Below are 17296 nucleotides of genomic sequence, written 5' to 3'. Positions count from 1 at the left end.
CTGGTCTGCGTGGCGGTTTTTTTTGTATTGGCAGGGATGGATTGGTCTCAGCTTGGTTGTGTGGTGGATGGCTTTGTGTTGCTCTGCCGGCGGGGGCTATGATCACTTCCTGTGGTTTATGATCACATTTCACTATTTATGAGCGTTTTCCCTGTTTTATGAGCGCCCCGTCTCCAAGTTCTCTTTTATTGGTAGCGGGAATGGTATCTAAAATACTCTCCGCTCTAATGAAAAATCCCCTCCTGCCATCTTAGCTGGCGGGAGGGGATTCATTGGATTACGCGTTTACTTTTTCGCGGATCTTTTCGAGCATGTCTGCGACCATTGCGTCGAGGTCATATGTGGTTTTGAAACCCCACTCGGCTTCTGCGACAGACGTATCGAGCGAGTTCGGCCAGCTGTCTGCGATTGATTGACGAACTGGATCGACGTCGTAGCTGATTTCGAACGTTGGCATGTGCTTTTGAATAGCCGCTGCGAGTTCAGATGGTTCAAAGCTCATCGCCGTTACGTTAAAGGCATTGCGATGCTTCAAGTTGGATGCATCGGTTTCCATTAAGTCGACAATTGCTTGGAGCGCATCGGGCATGTACATCATATCCATGTACGTTCCTTCAGCGATGAACGAAGTATACTTGCCTTCTTCTACAGCTTTGTAGAAAATGTCGACTGCATAATCCGTCGTCCCGCCACCTGGTTGTGCTACGTATGAAATGAGTCCAGGGAATCGAACACCACGTGTATCGATACCAAACTTTTCATAATAGTAATCACAGAGTAGTTCGCCAGCCACTTTGTTTACGCCGTACATAGTTGTTGGACGTTGTAATGTATCTTGTGGTGTATTTTCTTTAGGCGTAGAAGGTCCGAATGAGCCAATAGAGCTTGGTGTGAAAAATTGAAGGTTGAGTTCACGCGCTGTTTCAAGTGCGTTGACAAGTCCTCCCATGTTTAAGTTCCACGCGAGCATTGGGTTCTCTTCTGCTTTTGCAGAAAGTAATGCCGCCATATGCATGAGCGTGTCCGCTTCAAATTCTTGTGCTAATTTCGTCATCTCAGCCCCATTTGTTACATCGAGGATTGCGAAAGGTCCATCCATTTGTGTTTGTGGCTCACGAATATCTGTTGCCAACACATTGTCCGTTCCATATTCTGCACGTAATTTAGTGATAAGTTCAGATCCGATTTGACCGAGTGCACCAGTTACCATAATCTTTTTCATAATTGTATTCCTCCTGTGAATGTTTGTCTTTTTGGAGAGGACAGTTAGTGTTTAATAAATAGTTTACCTAGTTGCTACAACTGAAATTGATTATAAACTGTTCTACTGAAAAATACAATCCTCCGAATAACAACCTCTCGTGATATCGGAATAGTGTGTTATAATTGGTGTAACTGGAGGGTGTATCGCTTGAAAGATAATCCATTTCTCATCCGCGGAGTAGCCCGTTGGCTGTTTTTATTTGGTGCTGGTATTGTACTCACCGTTGTTCTTCTATTAGCAAATATTCCTTTATGGGCAGTAGTCGTTATTGTAACGATTCTGTATATATCCGTAACAATGGGTCGACCGCTCTATATCATCTACGCAACCAACGATTTGAAAAAAATTGATGCCTTCTTAACAAAGAACCGATCTAATACGATATTTGCCTATGCTTATGCAGTCGCACATGAATCGGAAGAAATAGTTATTGAAGCAATTGAAACCATTTTACAAACTCACAAACAACCTAAGCTCCAAGCAGTTTATGCAGCGAATCTTGCTATTTGGCAACAAGATCAAGAAGCATTGCATCGAATTTCCATGCACTTGCCAACAGCAGATTATGTGAATTACTACACGGCAAGTGCATTGTTGATGGAAGGGAATGTGGAACGCGCGCAAATTCTTCAAACTTCCATTAAAAAGAAATGGATGAAACATGCACTTCAAGCTAGTATCGCCGAGCAGTCTGGCGACCAAACCGCTTACCGTAAAGAAGTGGAGCTTGCTACGTCACATGCCCGTGGTATTCAACATTATGTATTAGTTTCTTTGTTTCAACGTCAGGACCCTGTTTCTCCCATTATCGAATAGGAGGGCTAACCATGATTTGCGAAGAAGAAACTTATGTAGAGTTGCATGACGGACGTAAAGGACTCATCGTGCTTGCTCGAATGGATGAGCGCACGCAGTATGATATTGAACTCGCTAATGGTGAGTTGACTACTGTGTACCATGAAGAAGTTGTACGGACCATCGATTTGGAAACAACATAAAAACAGCGCAGAAAGGATTAAATTCCTTTCTATGCTGTTTTTTCTTTTATATCAGTATGTCTAGAGTAATCGATAAGTAGGGCATACATTCCAATTTTGTTGGCTGTCACGCCCTCATTTTATGTGAATCCGTTTTCTCGTTGACACGAAAAATGATGCCTACTATCAAAAGAACTCCCTACATTAGCATTTTTGCTGACGTAGGGAGTTTCTTTATTAAGAAATAACGCCGAGCTCTTTGCCGACTTTTTCGTAGATTTTAAGTGCATCGTCAAGCATTTCTTTCGTGTGGGCAGCGGTTGGCATATTGCGTACGCGGCCTGTCCCTTTTGGTACTGTTGGGAATACGATCGATTTTGCATAGACGCCTTCTTCAGCAAGTCGTTTCGAGAACTGCTGAGTCAATCGCTCTTCTCCAATGATACACGGCGTTATTGGAGTTTCGGAGTTCCCGATATTGAAGCCGAGTTTTTTCAAGCCCGCTTTCAAATAGTCTCCGTTGTCCCATAGCTTGTCATGAAGTTCAGTGGATGCACTGATTTTATCCAAAGCGCCCATAATTGCTGCGACATCACCTGGTGGTACAGCTGTTGAGAACAAGAATGGACGTGAACGTACTTTCAACCAGTCAATCAGCTTTTGTGTCCCGGCTACATAACCGCCAACGACGCCGACTGCTTTAGATAGTGTCCCCATCTGCATATCGATCTCTTTCTCAAGACCGAAATGCTTCACAGTTCCTTTCCCTTTACCTGTTACACCTGAACCGTGTGCATCATCGACGTACGTGATAAGGTCGAATTCTTTCGCAACTTCAACAGCACCTGGAAGGTTCGCGATATCGCCATCCATAGAGAAAACGCCATCTGTGATGTACATGACTTTTCCATATAAACCGGATTCAGTCGCCTCTTTAGCTTTCGCACGTAAATCATCCATATCTTGGTGTTTAATACGAATAATTTTAGCGCCAGATAGACGGCATCCGTCGATTATTGACGCGTGGTTCAATTCATCCGACAAAATCGCATCATTTTTGTTCATGACAGCTGAAATCGCTGCCATATTACAGTTAAATCCAGATTGGAATGAAATTGCGGCTTCAGTACCTTTGAATTCAGCTAGCTTTTTCTCAAGCTCAATATGGATATCAAGTGTACCGTTGATAGTACGTACGGCTCCTGCACCGACACCGTATTTGTTTACAGCTGCGATGTTGAGTTTTTTCAAGTCTTCGTCTGTCGCAAGACCTAAGTAGTTGTTCGATGATAAGTTGATAAGGTCGTTACCTTTGATTTTAATAATTGGACCATTCGGACCTTCGACTGGCTCGATTTCGTTGTAGAGTCCCTGGTCTCGAAGTTCTTGCAAGTTCTCGTCTAGAAATGCATTTAATTTTTTAGACAAACTAATCTTCCTTTCAGACACGTGATGCTCTTAGTGTAGCATATTTGTGCCTGCGCCCATAACTGAAGCGGGTTATGGGTAGAGAAGTTCTGTCAGCATTTCCGCTTTTTCACTGAATGCTTTCTGATCGAGTGCACTATCCATCCCTATGTCAATTTGACTCGTCAACTTCGCATAAGACTGCATATATCCTGCTGCATTCGCAATTGCCTCTTTATATCGTATACGGATGCCATCGATTTCCTGTTCCGCTTTTTCGTTCGGAGCACACATTGGGACAAGGTCGAGTATTTCATCGCCTTCGCGTTCAGCGTCATAGACATGTGGCTCTGTTGCGTCGAACAAGCAAACGGACAGTTCAGGAAACTGAACGAGATCAATGCTACCCGCGTCTAATCCACACCAGCCATATAGTACATCGATCCCCCGCTTTTCCGCTTCCTCTCCAAGTGCTTTCATCATCGTAGACTTACCTGTTCCAGGGAGTGCTTTAATTAGCAATCTTCTTTTAAGAGACTTTGTGATAGATGGAATGAAATCATGAGCGCCTTTTGACGACAATGACCCGATAATACGATGGGAGACGGCTGCAGTTTTGCGTAAATCGAGTGTCCCAAATAGGTCATTCGCAAGTGACTGAATCTTGGTCTCATGCGCTGCCCAATCCATGCGCCGAATGTTGACCGCTTCCCACTCATCGTGGACCGCTTTTGCTTCGGCTAATGCTGCTAGTGCTTTCTCTAAAAAGATAGCTGCTTCTTCAAGATGTCCTGCGATTTCAGGATTGTTTGCACGCAGTTTGGTTTCATCATATACATCATAAAAGCTAACAACCCGATGCTTTCCGCCCAAATCGGTCGGCTCAAGTGGTACTGGATAGGAGGCTGCGACGTAAAAGAGTTCGGGTCCTTTCACATAGATGCCATCTATCTTTTCGATATGCAATGGACTTCTAAAACGATCGACATCATAACCTCGTTTCACGTAAAAGGTTGCAAGCTCATTCAATATACTTGATAGCGCAAAGGTTGGCGGTGATTTAATGAAGATTGTAGTTGTAGCTTGTTGGATGAGGTGCTCGTACTTATGGGACAGCCCTCCGCCTGTATAGGCCGTACCCATGGATTCTGTCAATTTTCCGTTCATTGTGACCATCCCCTTCTGATGTTCTTCAAATTAGCATATGAATGGAAGACAAAAAAAAGCACAGTCAAAAATGACTGTGCGCTACGTTATAACAAAACTTCACTATTTTCCTGCTTCGCTACTTTGAGTAACAATCGCTGACATTGCGGCATTGCGTAATGGACAAATTGGCCAATGAGTAATGCGATGATCACGGTTCCTATTCCAACCGGTCCTCCAAGTGCCCAACCCAGTAGCGCGACAATGACTTCAATCGAGGTGCGGACGATTTTTACGCTAATGTTGAATTTGTGCACGATAAGTAGCATTAAGCTATCTCGTGGACCCGCCCCCATATTAGGTGAAACATAAAGCCCGATACCGTAAGACATAATCACGACACCCACTACGAAAAAGACTAGTTGGGCTGCAATGGATGTTACATCTGGCAATAACCAGTTGAACAAGTCAATAAACGTGCCGAGTAGTAACATGTTGAGCCATGTGCCGTACTTCGGCCACTTTTTTTGCGCTGCTGCTGTAATGAGTACGATAAGCAATCCTGTGATAATGCTCCACGACCCAATGGACAATCCTATATTTTGATAAAGCCCAACGTGCAAAACGTCCCATGGCCCAATGCCAAGCAGTTGTCCTTTGATGGTCATCGCAATCCCTAATGAGAGGATCATTTGCCCCACTATGAAAAAGACCCATCTCCATTTTTTCAACGTCATCATATGCATTCTTCTTTCCACGAGCCGCTGAATGAACCTAGCGGCGTATTCTCTATATGCAATTGTAGCATGGATGGCTAGTATGTGGATGTTGATTGTGCAGTTTTTGCGGTTGGGGTGAAGGGGTTGTAGTTATGAGCGGTTTTGCTTGGGTTATGATCACTTTTCCTGGGTTATGAGCGGTTTCTCCCTGTTTATGATCACTTTCCCCAATTAAAAGCAGAGGTGCTTGATTTGTCGCGAAATTGAGACGTGTTTAGTACGATGTTTCTAGCGTGAGATTAGCTCCCCCAATCTCTTAGAATTCATTTACACAATTCTACAAACGGAGCGCCTGTTACTTTTGCGTAGTCTGCAGGAGCTAGTTTCATTTGGAAGCCTGGTTTACCAGCACTGGCGTACATAGCTTCTTTGGTTTCAGCGGAGCTATCTAGAAACGTAGGCAGCGTCTTTTTCATACCGATTGCAGAACATCCCCCTCGAATGTAGCCCGTTACATCCGTCAGCTGTTTCAGTGGAAGCATTTCCAACTTCTTTTCACCAGCTGCGCGTGCCGCTTTTTTCAAGTCAAGTTCGCAAACCACTGGAATGACAAATACATAATTGTGTGAAGGACCCGCTGTCGTTACAAGTGTTTTATAGACATCCGCTTCGTTGCCGCCATCTGCCGCAGCATTTGCATCTTCGGACAAATCGCGTTCCAGCAATTCATGAGGAATCCCTTCAGACTCCAAAATCCGAATCGCATTCGTTTTTATATGTTTATTCTTCTTCGCCATAATCAGGACCTCCCTTTCTTCAATGCAAAAACCCGCCAACTAACAGGCGGGTCCTTCCTTTCAAGCGCTAAGTGAGTATGCCGGACTAGCCGCCATATATCCTTGCTGTTTTGCATTGGTTTGAATTGAATATGCTGCGGCAGCTTGTTCGTATAATTTCTGCATTTCATCTGCCAATGCAGAGTCCATTGAAGCATTTAACTGAAGCGGTTGCATGAGAGACACTTCTTGACTCGCTTCTGCTTCTTGTACAGATCTCATGCGATCTTCTAATGCTATTTGAGCTTCAGTCTCCATGATTTTTGCAGAAGCTACGGCTGCTAGCCGATGATCGACTTCAGAAACATTCCTTTTGGACAACGCTTCACTTCGCACATTACGCCAACTGGCAATCATCTCATCTAAAGTTTCTCCAAGCGGCAACACGACTTGCTTCAGAAGACCTGCATTAAGCTTTTGGAACTCTTTTGGTTGTACTTCTATTTGCGTAGAAACAGATCGTTGAGCTAGTTCGTTCCGTTTGGCTTCATTTCCACCTGCGTAATCAGCGTGACGGGTATATGCCACGTCTGCAGAACGCTTTCTGGCATTCTCATATCTAGTGTTTTCAGTAACTACTGGATTCATCGAAATCGAGACCATGAACTCACCCCACTCTGAATTAGTCCTTCTAATATACAGTACCTTCAAACATTCTTCATGAGGCAAACGATTTCAATTTTCACTTATCAAATAGTTTCTTTAGCGCATCTGCCATTGCCGTGTTTTCAGGTTCATCATTTTCTTGCTTCTTAAGGTACTTTTGAACATCTCTTTTATCAGCCTTTTTACCTGTTGTTTGGGATCTTCGCTTTTCAAACGAAGATAGCTTTTCACGATATCCACATTTGCATACAAAAATCTTGCCATCGCCGTGTCCACGAAGTTCCAATTTCTTTTTACAAGTTGGACAGCGTGCATTCGTTAGTGTTGAAACCGTTTGACGATGACCGCATTCGCGATCTTGACAGACGAGCATTTTGCCTCGTTTGCCATTCACTTCAAGCATCGGTTTCCCGCAATCCGGGCACATTTTCCCCGTTACATTATCGTGCTTAAACTTCGTTTCATCCGATTTGATATCTACAATCGTCTTCTTAGAGAAATCGATCATTGTGCGGATGAATTGGTCTTTCTTCAGTTTACCAGCTGCAATTTTTGATAAGTCGCTCTCCCATTCAGCAGTAAGTGCTGGTGATTTCAAATCTTCTGGGACAAGTTCGAGCAGCTGACGTCCTTTAGACGTAGTGTAAATATCGTTCCCTTTTTTCTCGATGACAAACATGCCGAATAACCGTTCAATGACATCTGCCCGCGTTGCAACAGTACCGAGTCCACCGGTTTCACCAATTGTTTTAATCAATTCTTTCGATTCCCCCGCCATGAATTGTGTCGGGTTCTCCATCGCAGCAAGTAGTGTCCCTTCATTGAAACGTGCAGGTGGCTTAGTTTTCCCCTCTGTACGTGAAAATGCACGAACTTGAAGCGTTTCACCTTTTTTCATTGCAGGTAACGCGTCTGTGTCTGCTTCTTCTTCATCAGATGAATAGACGGCTTTCCATCCTTCGTCAGTCACAGTCCGTCCTTTCAACGTAAATACTTCTTGGCCTGCTTGTAATTCAGCACTCAATTGCTCGTACTGGAATGGTGGATAAAACACAGCAAGGAACCGTTTTACTATAAGGTCATAAAGACGTTGTTCTTTGTCCGAAAACGCATGTAATGGAGGAGTTTCCTCTGTGGGAATGATTGCATGGTGATCAGACACTTTGCTGTCGTTAATGACACCCTTTTGCGGCTTTACAGGACCTTTTCGTAGCAACGCATTGACGGATTTTCGATACGGACCAACTTCAACGGCTTTAACACGATCTTTTAGTGTACTTGTCATATCCGCAGTTAAGTGCTTCGAGTCCGTCCGTGGATAGGTGACTGCTTTATGGCGCTCATATAAATTTTGCAACGTATTTAATGTCTCTTTTGCAGACCATGACCAGCGACGATGGGCTTCTTTCTGCAGTTCCGTCAAGTCGAATAACGTAGGAGCTGGTTGTGATTTCGGCGTCGACTTCAGGTCAATAATCTTACCTTCCGTAACACTATCTAATGCGTTCATCTTCGCATTAATAATAGTTTCATCGAAGACTTGAGTTTGACCACTACCATCGCGCCAAGTGAAGCGACCTGCTTCTGTTAGTGCCTGTATACCCCAGAATGGTTTCGGTTGGAACTTCTGAATCGCACGTTCTCGCTCAGCAATCATCGCAAGCGTTGGTGTTTGCACACGTCCTGTAGATAGTTGTGCGTTATGTTTAACAGTAAGTGCACGTGTAGCATTAATGCCGACAACCCAGTCCGCTTCTGCACGCGCCGCCGCTGCTTCATATAGGTTTTCATAGGCTTTGCCATCTTTTAAGTTCGCGAATCCGTCTTTGATTGCTTTGTCGGTTACGGATGAAATCCACAAACGTTTAATAGGCTTTCGGTTTTTCGCAAGCTCCAGAATCCAACGTGCTACAAGTTCGCCTTCGCGTCCAGCATCCGTTGCGATAATGACGTCCTTTACGTCTCCTCGACGCAGCTGTGCTTTTACTGCATTGTATTGTTTTGACGTTTGTTTAATCGGTGTGAGTTTGAATGGCGTTGGAATGATTGGCAAATACTCCATCTTCCATTCTTTGAATTCTTGTCCGTACCCTTCCGGATCAGCGTGTGTCACTAAATGACCGAGCGCCCAAGTAACAACATACCGGTCCCCTTCAAGAAATCCATTCCCTTTTTTATGACAACCGAGCACACGAGCAATATCGCGTGCGACAGATGGTTTTTCTGCAAGTACTAATGATTTAGACATCGTTCAGTCCCCTTTCGTTCTCTCCATTATACGCAAGTTGGTCAGTTACTTCAGTTTTGACCATATGAAAAACGTCCATCCCGCGGAAATTCCGCTCGGACGGACGTTCTGATTCGTTATTGTGCGTCAAGCATGCCGTGGGTTAATTCTTTACCCATTTCTGTATACTTCACGAACACGCGCGCCAATTCCTTCAAGCGATCGTGGACGTTTTCGTCTATGATTTTACTGTTTTCATCAAAATGATCACGATGCGTATACACATAATTCGGTGTCACAAGGCATCGGAAATAGTCGAGGATCGGTTTCAGCTGATTCTCTACAACGAGGTGATGCTGATACGTCCCGCCATTTGCTACAATGGAAACTGGTTTGTACCGCATCGTATGCGGATGCAGCAAATCGAATGCATTTTTCAGCACTCCTGGAATCGAACCTTGGAATACAGGTGTCGCAATGACATAACCGTCCGCTTCTTCAAACTTGCGAATCAGTTTTTTCATATCTTCGTTATAATCTTTCGCAGGTCGCCCATCGACAAACTGATGCTCATACTCAGAGAAATTCAATCTCTCTATTTCAAAACCGCATCCAGTTTCTTCTATATACTGTTGCACGGCTTCGAGCACGACACCCGTTTTGTTGCCGATAATGGTCCCGTCCACAAACAAAACTTTCAAAATGTCCGTACCTCCTAATAATATTCTCATTCTTTATCCTATCAGAATGTAGAGATCTTGACTTACAATTAGCTTAACGAATTTTTGCCAGGGCCCCCTTGAATCGGTGGTGGTGCTGCGCCTGGGATTGATGATTTCAGTTTCCCTGGTTCTTCTTGGAAGCGCTTTTCAATTTCTTGTAATTCCACTTCATCTTGACCTTTTTCTTCCGCAATTCGTTCTTTTGCTCGTTCTATTTGTTTTACAGGATGGGATAGCGCGACAATTGTATCCCCAGCAACTGCCTGTAATTCCTCTGTTGGCGTGTAAAATTCTACACGACCATCTTCTCGCAAAATATAAAGTAACACAGACCGATCGTCCCGCTCTCGCAAATATTGTGTGTAGCTGTATTGTTTTGAAAGCACTGTCTTGCGGAATACGTGCCCCGAATTCATGCGTTCTTCCAAGTCATAGATTGACAGCCCCGGTGTAAATAACGTTCGGCCACCTGAGACTGAGAAGGTTTCTACGCCATCGCCAACATGAAATGCCGTTTGGAATAAATTCTCACGTCCCACGTCATACAGAAAATCCGCACAAATATGGGCGTTATACGTATCCGCTTTCGTCATCGCAAGCATATATCGATACGGCGTTAAATCTAAGTGATACTCAGTTTGCTCCGTTAAAATATCCCCAACATGACTCGATAACCCAAGCTTTCGTGCATGGGATAACCCTGCCCAAGACGTATCGATTAGCATTACTTCGTTGCCCGTGTCTTGAATGGAACGTGGAAGCTCTGCTGCAAATTTCGTTCCGCCCACAAGAAGAACGCCTGATTCATCCGTTGTCGTTAAGTTCAATCGGCGTGCGAATGGACCAATCGTGAATCCATGCAACACTACGGTAGATAGTACGAGAGCAAACGTCAGCGCTGTAAGCAGTTCCGCGTCCTTGTAGCCATTTTCAAGTAGTATTGAAGCAAAATACCCCGATACGGTGAGTGCAACAATACCACGAGGTGCAACCCAGCCGATTAAATTCTTTTCCCGATTCGATAAATCCGTTCCAGCAGTCGATACCCAAATTGACAAAGGTCTTACGACAAACAACATTGCCACGACATAAGTGATGATATGCCAATCAAAGATTTCAATGAGAACATGCGGATTTAGTGAAGCTGTCAACATAACGAAGATTCCTGAGATCAGGAGTACCGAAATGTTTTCTTTAAACTGGCGTATGTCATGAATGGACGTCAAGTGCATGTTCGCCATCACGATTCCCATTGCGGTCACCGCAAGCAACCCCGTTTCGTGCATGAGTTCATCCGAAACGACGAACGCAAATAAGACGACAGCAAACAGGACAGGTGCTTTCAGGAATTCTGGAACACTACCTTTCTCAAACGCATATCCGAGAATTCTCGCAGAAGCCCAACCGATGAACACCGCGAACACAGATGCGGCAACAAACAGACCAAGTGCTGAAAGAGTTGCCTGCCCGTTTATAAATTTGATGAATTCAAAAGCGAATACTGCGAGCAGCGCACCAAATGGATCAACGATTATGCCTTCCCATTTAAGGATAGCCGCGGGACGTGGTTTCAATTTTGCCTGCCGAAGCATCGGCAAAATCACTGTTGGTCCTGTTACAATGAACAATCCTCCAATAATAAAAGCGACTGCCCAGGATAGGCCCGCCAAATAATGCCCCGCTAGCGAGCCCGCAATCCAGGCGATGAATGCACCTAACGTGACAATTCGCGTGAGTGGTTTACTGAATCCTTTAATCTCCCGGAAATCCAGGTTCAAACTTCCTTCAAATAATATAATAGCAACCGCAAACGAGATAATCGGACTAAATAGCTCTCCCATCGTTTCTTTCGGGTTGATGAATCCGAACACAGGCCCGACGAGTAGTCCTGCAATCGCCATGACGACAATCGCGGGAAGCCTAAATCTCCAGGCGATCCATTGTGAGAGTATGCCAATCAGCACTACGAGCATAAGATCAGCAGCTAAAGATCCGAACATTTGATATCGCCACTCCTATCACGTTGAAATTTCGTATTAGTGTACCACATTCATTCTATCAAACCACTTATTTGGGGTTTAAGGATAGATGTTCCAGATGCATCCACATTTACTACTTGCCCCAGGCAATTTTCACTCTGTCACGCATGTTAATTAACAGCGCTAGTGTGAATCCGCTCATAAACTATTGAATGTGATCATAAATCGTGCAAACTGATCATAACCATACAAAATCGCTCATAAATCATGGAATGCGATCATAACCTCAGAAGTTCGCTCATAAATCACGAAATCTGATCATAAACCTACGAGATTCGCTCATAATCCCAATCCTCAACTTTCGAGTGAAAGAATTTCAAAGAGGTAATTGGTTAAGTGCACTACGTTCAGAACCTAAATGACTCACACTTTAGAATTTCAAATTTCATTCATATCTCTGCTGGACTCCTCATAGGCTAGAAGGTGAAGAGACTGCATGGAAAGGATGATTCCTATTACGACTCAAACAACGAAGCTGATTGCGCTCTGTCTTTCATCTACTGAAGAGAAAAATGGCTATCCTGTACGGAGAGCATTGCGGATTGCTGAAGAACTATCTACTGATGCCACGATTGTTTTCATCACAGATCGACCGATCCCTGACATCCCGACTGCATATCGAACTATGGAAGCGGTGAACCACCGCACGCTTATGGAAGTTGTATCTTTCTTGCAACCCGATCTTTTAATACGCGATACGGGAAGCACTGTGAAAGAGGAAATTGAAGCGCTCCGTGAACTCATTCCTTCTATTTTACACTTCGATGATTTCGGTGAAGGCGGACAGGCCGCCGATTTTGTAATCCAGACATTATATGGAGAAAACACGATGGATGTTACAGAATCCTATAAAACCGGAATCCGAACATTCATGCCAGATGCACGTTGCACGGACTTACGTGCGAAGCATGAAGATCAGACATTCGGTGATCCACCTCGACTGCTTATTGCGTTTGGTGAAAAGGACCCTGGCAACTTGACGTTCCGTGCATTCCGGCATGTTATGAATTTACAGATACCTCTTGACGTCACAATCCTACTCGGGAAATCCTACGAACACGATGCCAGTACACTTCAAATGATGGCACTAAGCCGTAGGAATACAACAGTCAAAAAAGCACCTCATGACTTCCTGGAGTTAGTCGCTGCAGCAGACATCGTACTTTGTGGCGGAGGATATATGCCTTACGACGTCGCCAGTATCGGGGTACCGTGTATCGTACTTGCTCAAAGTACATTTGAATCTGAACTTCACTTCCCAACGGATCGCGATGGGTTTACACATCTTGGACTAGGCCGTAAAGTGAAACAATCCAACCTGTTGAATGCGATTATGGAACCACTTTTGCACGACTCGCTCCGTAAGCGGGACATCGATCGTCAGCTCTCCTTGCCACTTGGGGAAGAATCCGAATCCGTCTATGAAACGGTCCGCTATCTACTAGATCATCCAAAGCGTGCAGTCCCCGGCAAACCGTTACCTGATGTGGTAAACTGAGGGAAACTGTACGAGGAGGATGACCGTATGACTAAATCACAAATCGAATCCGAAATTGCAGAACTGAAGATGGACTATATTAGTTTACAAGGCGACATTGAAAAACTAGAATCCACTGGACACGGGGACTCTGTTGAAAAAGCAGAAGCCCGTCTTGCTAAAATGGAAGTGCGCCTGGCTGAACTCAATGAGCAACTCGCTGGATGTTAATCAATCCAAAAGATCCTCCAATCCCTAACGGATTGAAGGATCTTTTCATTTTAATAAGACGTCAATTTCAGCCACTCCTGCAATGCATAGATTACGCGTTGAAAACGAGTGGATTTGTCTTGGTATTCATCGATATTTAATGTGAAAAGGGCGTCTTTGTTCGTCCACAGCCGTTCGTAATACGCATCTAGCTCACTTGCGAGTTCACTATCCGTCGGTGCGATGACATACAGGTCATTCTCCAGGTTATAGTTATCAAGCGTCCGCTCTGTTAGATTCGCAGATCCATTCAAAATATGCACGTTGTCGCCACGTTCAATCATCACGAGTTTTGTGTGATACTGTCCGACAACGGTGTTATACCAGCGAACTTCTACTCCACCGTCACTGTCTTCAACCAGTTTCTGCACGACGGGTCGGTTTGGAAGTCCTGATTTCTGATTACCAAATGAGTTTTCGTTCGGATCTAGGATGAGTTTCACTTCCACACCCCGTTTTGCAGCTGCAACAACTTCTTTCACCACATCTGGTTCTGCGATGAAGAACATTCCCATACGTATACGATCTCCTTTATTGGAAGCGATTAGCTGATCCAACAATACGTTTTTAATCTTTTTCTCCGTCAAATATTGGATTGCATACTCTCCATCTTCCGGATCATCTGCTTGAATGCGAGGAAGCGTCTGACCTGTCTTACCTGTCGAATAATTCACAACCGCTTCTTCTGCTTCCAACAGATCATTGATGATCGGACCGGAGACTTTGAGTGCAACATTGCCATGGAAACCACTCGCGTCATGCGGATTCGATGAGGTGACGAGTCCAGCTTTTTCCGTTGCAATCACTTTGCGATGATTTGATTTCACGTTGAGCAGCTCCACATATGATGCAAGCCTAAACTTTGGTGCATCAGACGCCATTGCATTTGGAATCCAACCTTTTCCGCCAATATCGCCCCAACGGAATAGTGTCCGGTAGAGTCCGGAATAGAGAGGCATGGAGTCACGTAACGGTTCTAGATCCGTATAGACCACTTCCACCCCTGCGTCACTCAACTTCTTAAACCATTTAGAATCGTATGACCCGTATCCAGTATTTAAGGGGTCCGTGATGAATACAATCGGCATATTGGGATGCTCTGACTTTTTACCGACTAGTTTTTTTGTTATGGTCTCTGCAATCTTAGGGAAATCCAAGTCTTCATCTGAATAATGATCCATCAAAAAGAAATCGAGTACGATGAATTCCTCAGCTTCGTCAATCATCGAATAGACCTGGTCGAATATTTGCAAATCATGCTTCACATCGTCTTTTTTCTTATTCTTTGAATAGGATAAATCCGTGAACACTTTTACGTCATCTGTCCAGTGGACATCCCCTTCGTAGCTGATGCCTTTCGGTAAAGGCTTGTATGTATTATATAAAATGACAGTAATATAAATAAGCAGAAAAATTGCGATTACCAGCCATATTATCTGTTTCTGCTTATTTGTAAACCAGTTGCGCTTCTGTTTTTTCTTCGCCATCCCGATGCCTCCGCTCCCATTCCATCACTGTAGCATTCCCTCTCTGTGCGTCTCACAAACTCTACGCACAAAAAAAGACTTCCCTAACATACGGGAAGCCTAAAATCATTACACTTACGCAATCACAAGTTCGTTTACGGACTGATCTTGAGTGAGTAACTCTTTTAAATATTTCTTAGCACGGAACAAGCGAGATTTCACTGTACCGATTGACACATGCATCATTTCAGCGATTTCGATGAGTGAGTACTGGTTTACATAGAAGTATTCGATCGTCGTTTTATAAATTGCATCTAACTGATCGATTTTACTACGTACGGCCGCGCGAAGGTCTTGTTGTTCTACGATTTCACCTGGGAGCGGGCTGCTACTTGGTACTAGATCGAGTAACGGGATGTCCAACGTATCTGGCTGATTCATGACGTACTTGCTACGTCGGACATCTTTACGATAGCGATCTCTAAACGTATTCATACAAATCGTAGTAAGCCAAGCTTTCATGCGGTCGACACCTTCCATTCGATCGCTTGAACGTACAACTTTCACCCATACGTCTTGCATTAAGTCTTCAGCCTCTTCTTTATTACGTGTCAATTTCAAGCACAAGTGATACAAGTACCTGCCATATTCGTCATGTAATTCATTAAGTGTTGGTTTCATCCGTTAACGCCTCCGTGTTCTAGCTGTTACGTTTAGTATGCACTAGAACTAGCAGCTGAACTATCGGAGTTTCTTTCAGTTACCTTACAAACGTGTAAGGTTGCAACCTTTTCAAGATTCGTCATCAACCAGTTCTTCCGGACGCCGTGTAATTCTTAAGCGTACGATCCGGTTCCGATCCATTTCTTCCACTTCAAATAATAGCGGCCCATACGTGAATCGTTCACCAGGCTCAGGCACATGGTCAAGCTCTTGGAATGCAAACCCACCGATTGTATCGTTTTCCGTCGGCAAATCCATTTCGAGCAAACGCACCGCTTCTTCAATTTCAAGACGTCCCTGACACACAAGCGTATCTTCTGTATGAACGTAAACCATAGCGTCTTCCGCTTCGTCTGTTTCGTCCTCGATTTCTTGTCCAATCATTTCTTCAATTATATCCTCATGCGTAACAATACCAAGGGTACCGCCATACTCGTCCAACACAATCGCCATATGCTTTTTGTGCGCGAGCATCATTTTAAAGACTTTTTCGACACTCGCTGTCTGAACGACAAATAGCGGATCGCGGTCAACCATCTCTTCAAAAGGAACTTCTGGCGTCATCGACCATTCAATTAATCGCTTGGAATAAAAGATACCGATGATTTTATCGATACTTTCTTCGTAAATTGGATATCGTGTGTAGAAGTATTCCAGAACAGTGCCCCGTACTTCTTCGTACGATGAATTCAAAGGAAGTGCAACAACGTCTGTCCGGTGAGTCCCCATAACGTCTGAGACATCTTTTTCGGGAAAGTCGAGTACTCCTTTTAACCGTAGTGATTCATCTTGTTGGAACGTACCTTCAGTAGATGCGATATCCACCATTGAACGTAAATCGTCTTTTGTCAACGTCGCTTCTGTAACTGCCCCTTTGGATAAAATCCGGATGAACATGTTGGTGAAAAGCGCTAGCAAATACGTGAGTGGTGTTAACAGTTTCACGATGACTTGAATTACAGGTGCCACTGTATATGCCAATTTATCTGCAAACGTCGCAGCGATCGTTTTCGGTAAAACTTCACCGAATATGATGAGTATTACCGTTAAAACACCTGTTAGCAGTCCAACATTCAACCCTTTGTCAATCGCAATCATCGTGACAATTGTCGGCATCATAATATTTGCCACATTGTTACCGATTAGAATTGCAGTAATCATCCGATCTGGTTTTGAAACGAGGGCTCGAAGCCGGATTGCCTTCGGGTCTCCTTGCTCTGCGCGCATCTGGATTTTCATCCGGTTGACGGCAGTTAATGCAGTTTCACTTCCTGATAAGAAAAATGACATCATCAAAAAGAAAGCAAGTGCGATGAACAAAAGCGATTCCTCCCGAAAAAATTCCTGGTTCGTTTCATTCTGCAAGATATGACGTACTTCATGAAGATAGGTTGCAAAGATGAGACGGCTATGGTTG

The 17296-nt window shown here is 44.1% G+C and carries 16 protein-coding genes; 4 read left to right on the top strand and 12 right to left on the bottom strand.

What is annotated here, in order from left to right:
* Positions 1 to 277 precede the first annotated feature (277 nt).
* Positions 278 to 1222 carry an L-threonine 3-dehydrogenase gene (locus ACRPI0_RS00160; RefSeq protein WP_432353971.1) on the bottom strand — a complete coding sequence of 315 codons (945 nt, stop codon included), beginning with the start codon at positions 1220 to 1222 and terminating at the stop codon, positions 278 to 280.
* 189 nt (positions 1223 to 1411) lie between these two features.
* Between ACRPI0_RS00160 and ACRPI0_RS00155 the strand changes: the two genes are divergently transcribed.
* Both ACRPI0_RS00155 and ACRPI0_RS00150 read left to right on the top strand, forming a co-directional pair.
* Positions 1412 to 2080 carry a hypothetical protein gene (locus ACRPI0_RS00155; RefSeq protein WP_432353969.1) on the top strand — a complete coding sequence of 223 codons (669 nt, stop codon included), beginning with the start codon at positions 1412 to 1414 and terminating at the stop codon, positions 2078 to 2080.
* An 11-nt stretch (positions 2081 to 2091) separates the two neighbouring features.
* Positions 2092 to 2262: a hypothetical protein gene (locus ACRPI0_RS00150; RefSeq protein ID WP_432353968.1), complete on the top strand. Its 171-nt coding sequence runs from the start codon at positions 2092 to 2094 to the stop codon at positions 2260 to 2262.
* 216 nt (positions 2263 to 2478) lie between these two features.
* On the opposite strand, the gene ACRPI0_RS00145 is transcribed toward ACRPI0_RS00150, so the two are convergent.
* The 8 genes from ACRPI0_RS00145 to ACRPI0_RS00110 all read right to left on the bottom strand — a co-directional run bounded on the left by ACRPI0_RS00145 (position 2479) and on the right by ACRPI0_RS00110 (position 11904).
* Positions 2479 to 3669, bottom strand: coding sequence for a glycine C-acetyltransferase (locus ACRPI0_RS00145; RefSeq protein ID WP_432353966.1), 1191 nt, complete (start codon positions 3667 to 3669; stop codon positions 2479 to 2481).
* 72 nt (positions 3670 to 3741) lie between these two features.
* Complete coding sequence (locus tag ACRPI0_RS00140) at positions 3742 to 4815, bottom strand: hypothetical protein (protein ID WP_432353965.1); 1074 nt, start codon at positions 4813 to 4815, stop codon at positions 3742 to 3744.
* Between the two features lie 86 nt (positions 4816 to 4901).
* Positions 4902 to 5534 carry a YczE/YyaS/YitT family protein gene (locus ACRPI0_RS00135; RefSeq protein ID WP_432355998.1) on the bottom strand — a complete coding sequence of 211 codons (633 nt, stop codon included), beginning with the start codon at positions 5532 to 5534 and terminating at the stop codon, positions 4902 to 4904.
* Between the two features lie 302 nt (positions 5535 to 5836).
* A complete protein-coding gene (locus tag ACRPI0_RS00130) occupies positions 5837 to 6310 on the bottom strand; it encodes an aminoacyl-tRNA deacylase (RefSeq protein ID WP_432353963.1) in 474 nt (157 codons plus the stop codon).
* A 60-nt stretch (positions 6311 to 6370) separates the two neighbouring features.
* Positions 6371 to 6937 carry a hypothetical protein gene (locus ACRPI0_RS00125; protein WP_432353962.1) on the bottom strand — a complete coding sequence of 189 codons (567 nt, stop codon included), beginning with the start codon at positions 6935 to 6937 and terminating at the stop codon, positions 6371 to 6373.
* Between the two features lie 94 nt (positions 6938 to 7031).
* Entirely contained in the window at positions 7032 to 9203 is a 2172-nt protein-coding gene (locus ACRPI0_RS00120) for a DNA topoisomerase III (protein WP_432353961.1), read from the bottom strand.
* Between the two features lie 116 nt (positions 9204 to 9319).
* Positions 9320 to 9883 carry an NADPH-dependent FMN reductase gene (locus tag ACRPI0_RS00115; RefSeq protein WP_432353960.1) on the bottom strand — a complete coding sequence of 188 codons (564 nt, stop codon included), beginning with the start codon at positions 9881 to 9883 and terminating at the stop codon, positions 9320 to 9322.
* Positions 9884 to 9951: 68 nt separating this feature from the next.
* Positions 9952 to 11904 (bottom strand): cation:proton antiporter, encoded by a 1953-nt coding sequence (locus ACRPI0_RS00110; RefSeq protein ID WP_432353959.1) that lies wholly within the window; start codon positions 11902 to 11904, stop codon positions 9952 to 9954.
* Between the two features lie 475 nt (positions 11905 to 12379).
* Here ACRPI0_RS00110 and ACRPI0_RS00105 point away from each other — a divergent pair, with 475 nt between their 5' ends.
* Together ACRPI0_RS00105 and ACRPI0_RS00100 are read left to right on the top strand one after the other, a co-directional pair.
* Positions 12380 to 13441 carry a hypothetical protein gene (locus ACRPI0_RS00105; RefSeq protein ID WP_432353958.1) on the top strand — a complete coding sequence of 354 codons (1062 nt, stop codon included), beginning with the start codon at positions 12380 to 12382 and terminating at the stop codon, positions 13439 to 13441.
* 27 nt (positions 13442 to 13468) lie between these two features.
* On the top strand, positions 13469 to 13651 hold the full coding sequence (locus ACRPI0_RS00100) for an SE1832 family protein (protein WP_432353957.1): 183 nt from the start codon (positions 13469 to 13471) through the stop codon (positions 13649 to 13651).
* A gap of 50 nt (positions 13652 to 13701) precedes the next feature.
* Here the strand turns inward: ACRPI0_RS00100 and ACRPI0_RS00095 are convergent, their stop codons facing one another.
* The 3 genes from ACRPI0_RS00095 to ACRPI0_RS00085 all read right to left on the bottom strand — a co-directional run bounded on the left by ACRPI0_RS00095 (position 13702) and on the right by ACRPI0_RS00085 (position 17199).
* Positions 13702 to 15177 (bottom strand): phospholipase D-like domain-containing protein, encoded by a 1476-nt coding sequence (locus tag ACRPI0_RS00095; protein WP_432353956.1) that lies wholly within the window; start codon positions 15175 to 15177, stop codon positions 13702 to 13704.
* Positions 15178 to 15291: 114 nt separating this feature from the next.
* Positions 15292 to 15837 carry an RNA polymerase sigma factor gene (locus tag ACRPI0_RS00090; protein WP_432353955.1) on the bottom strand — a complete coding sequence of 182 codons (546 nt, stop codon included), beginning with the start codon at positions 15835 to 15837 and terminating at the stop codon, positions 15292 to 15294.
* A gap of 111 nt (positions 15838 to 15948) precedes the next feature.
* On the bottom strand, positions 15949 to 17199 hold the full coding sequence (locus ACRPI0_RS00085) for a hemolysin family protein (protein WP_432355997.1): 1251 nt from the start codon (positions 17197 to 17199) through the stop codon (positions 15949 to 15951).
* Between the last annotated feature and the right edge of the window lie 97 nt (positions 17200 to 17296).

It is taken from the genome of Sporosarcina sp. A2 (assembly GCF_050858885.1).
Classification (GTDB): Bacteria; Bacillota; Bacilli; order Bacillales_A; family Planococcaceae; genus Sporosarcina.
The sequence above is the reverse complement of the archived record's forward strand: the minus strand, read 5'-3'. Positions and strand labels throughout refer to the sequence as shown.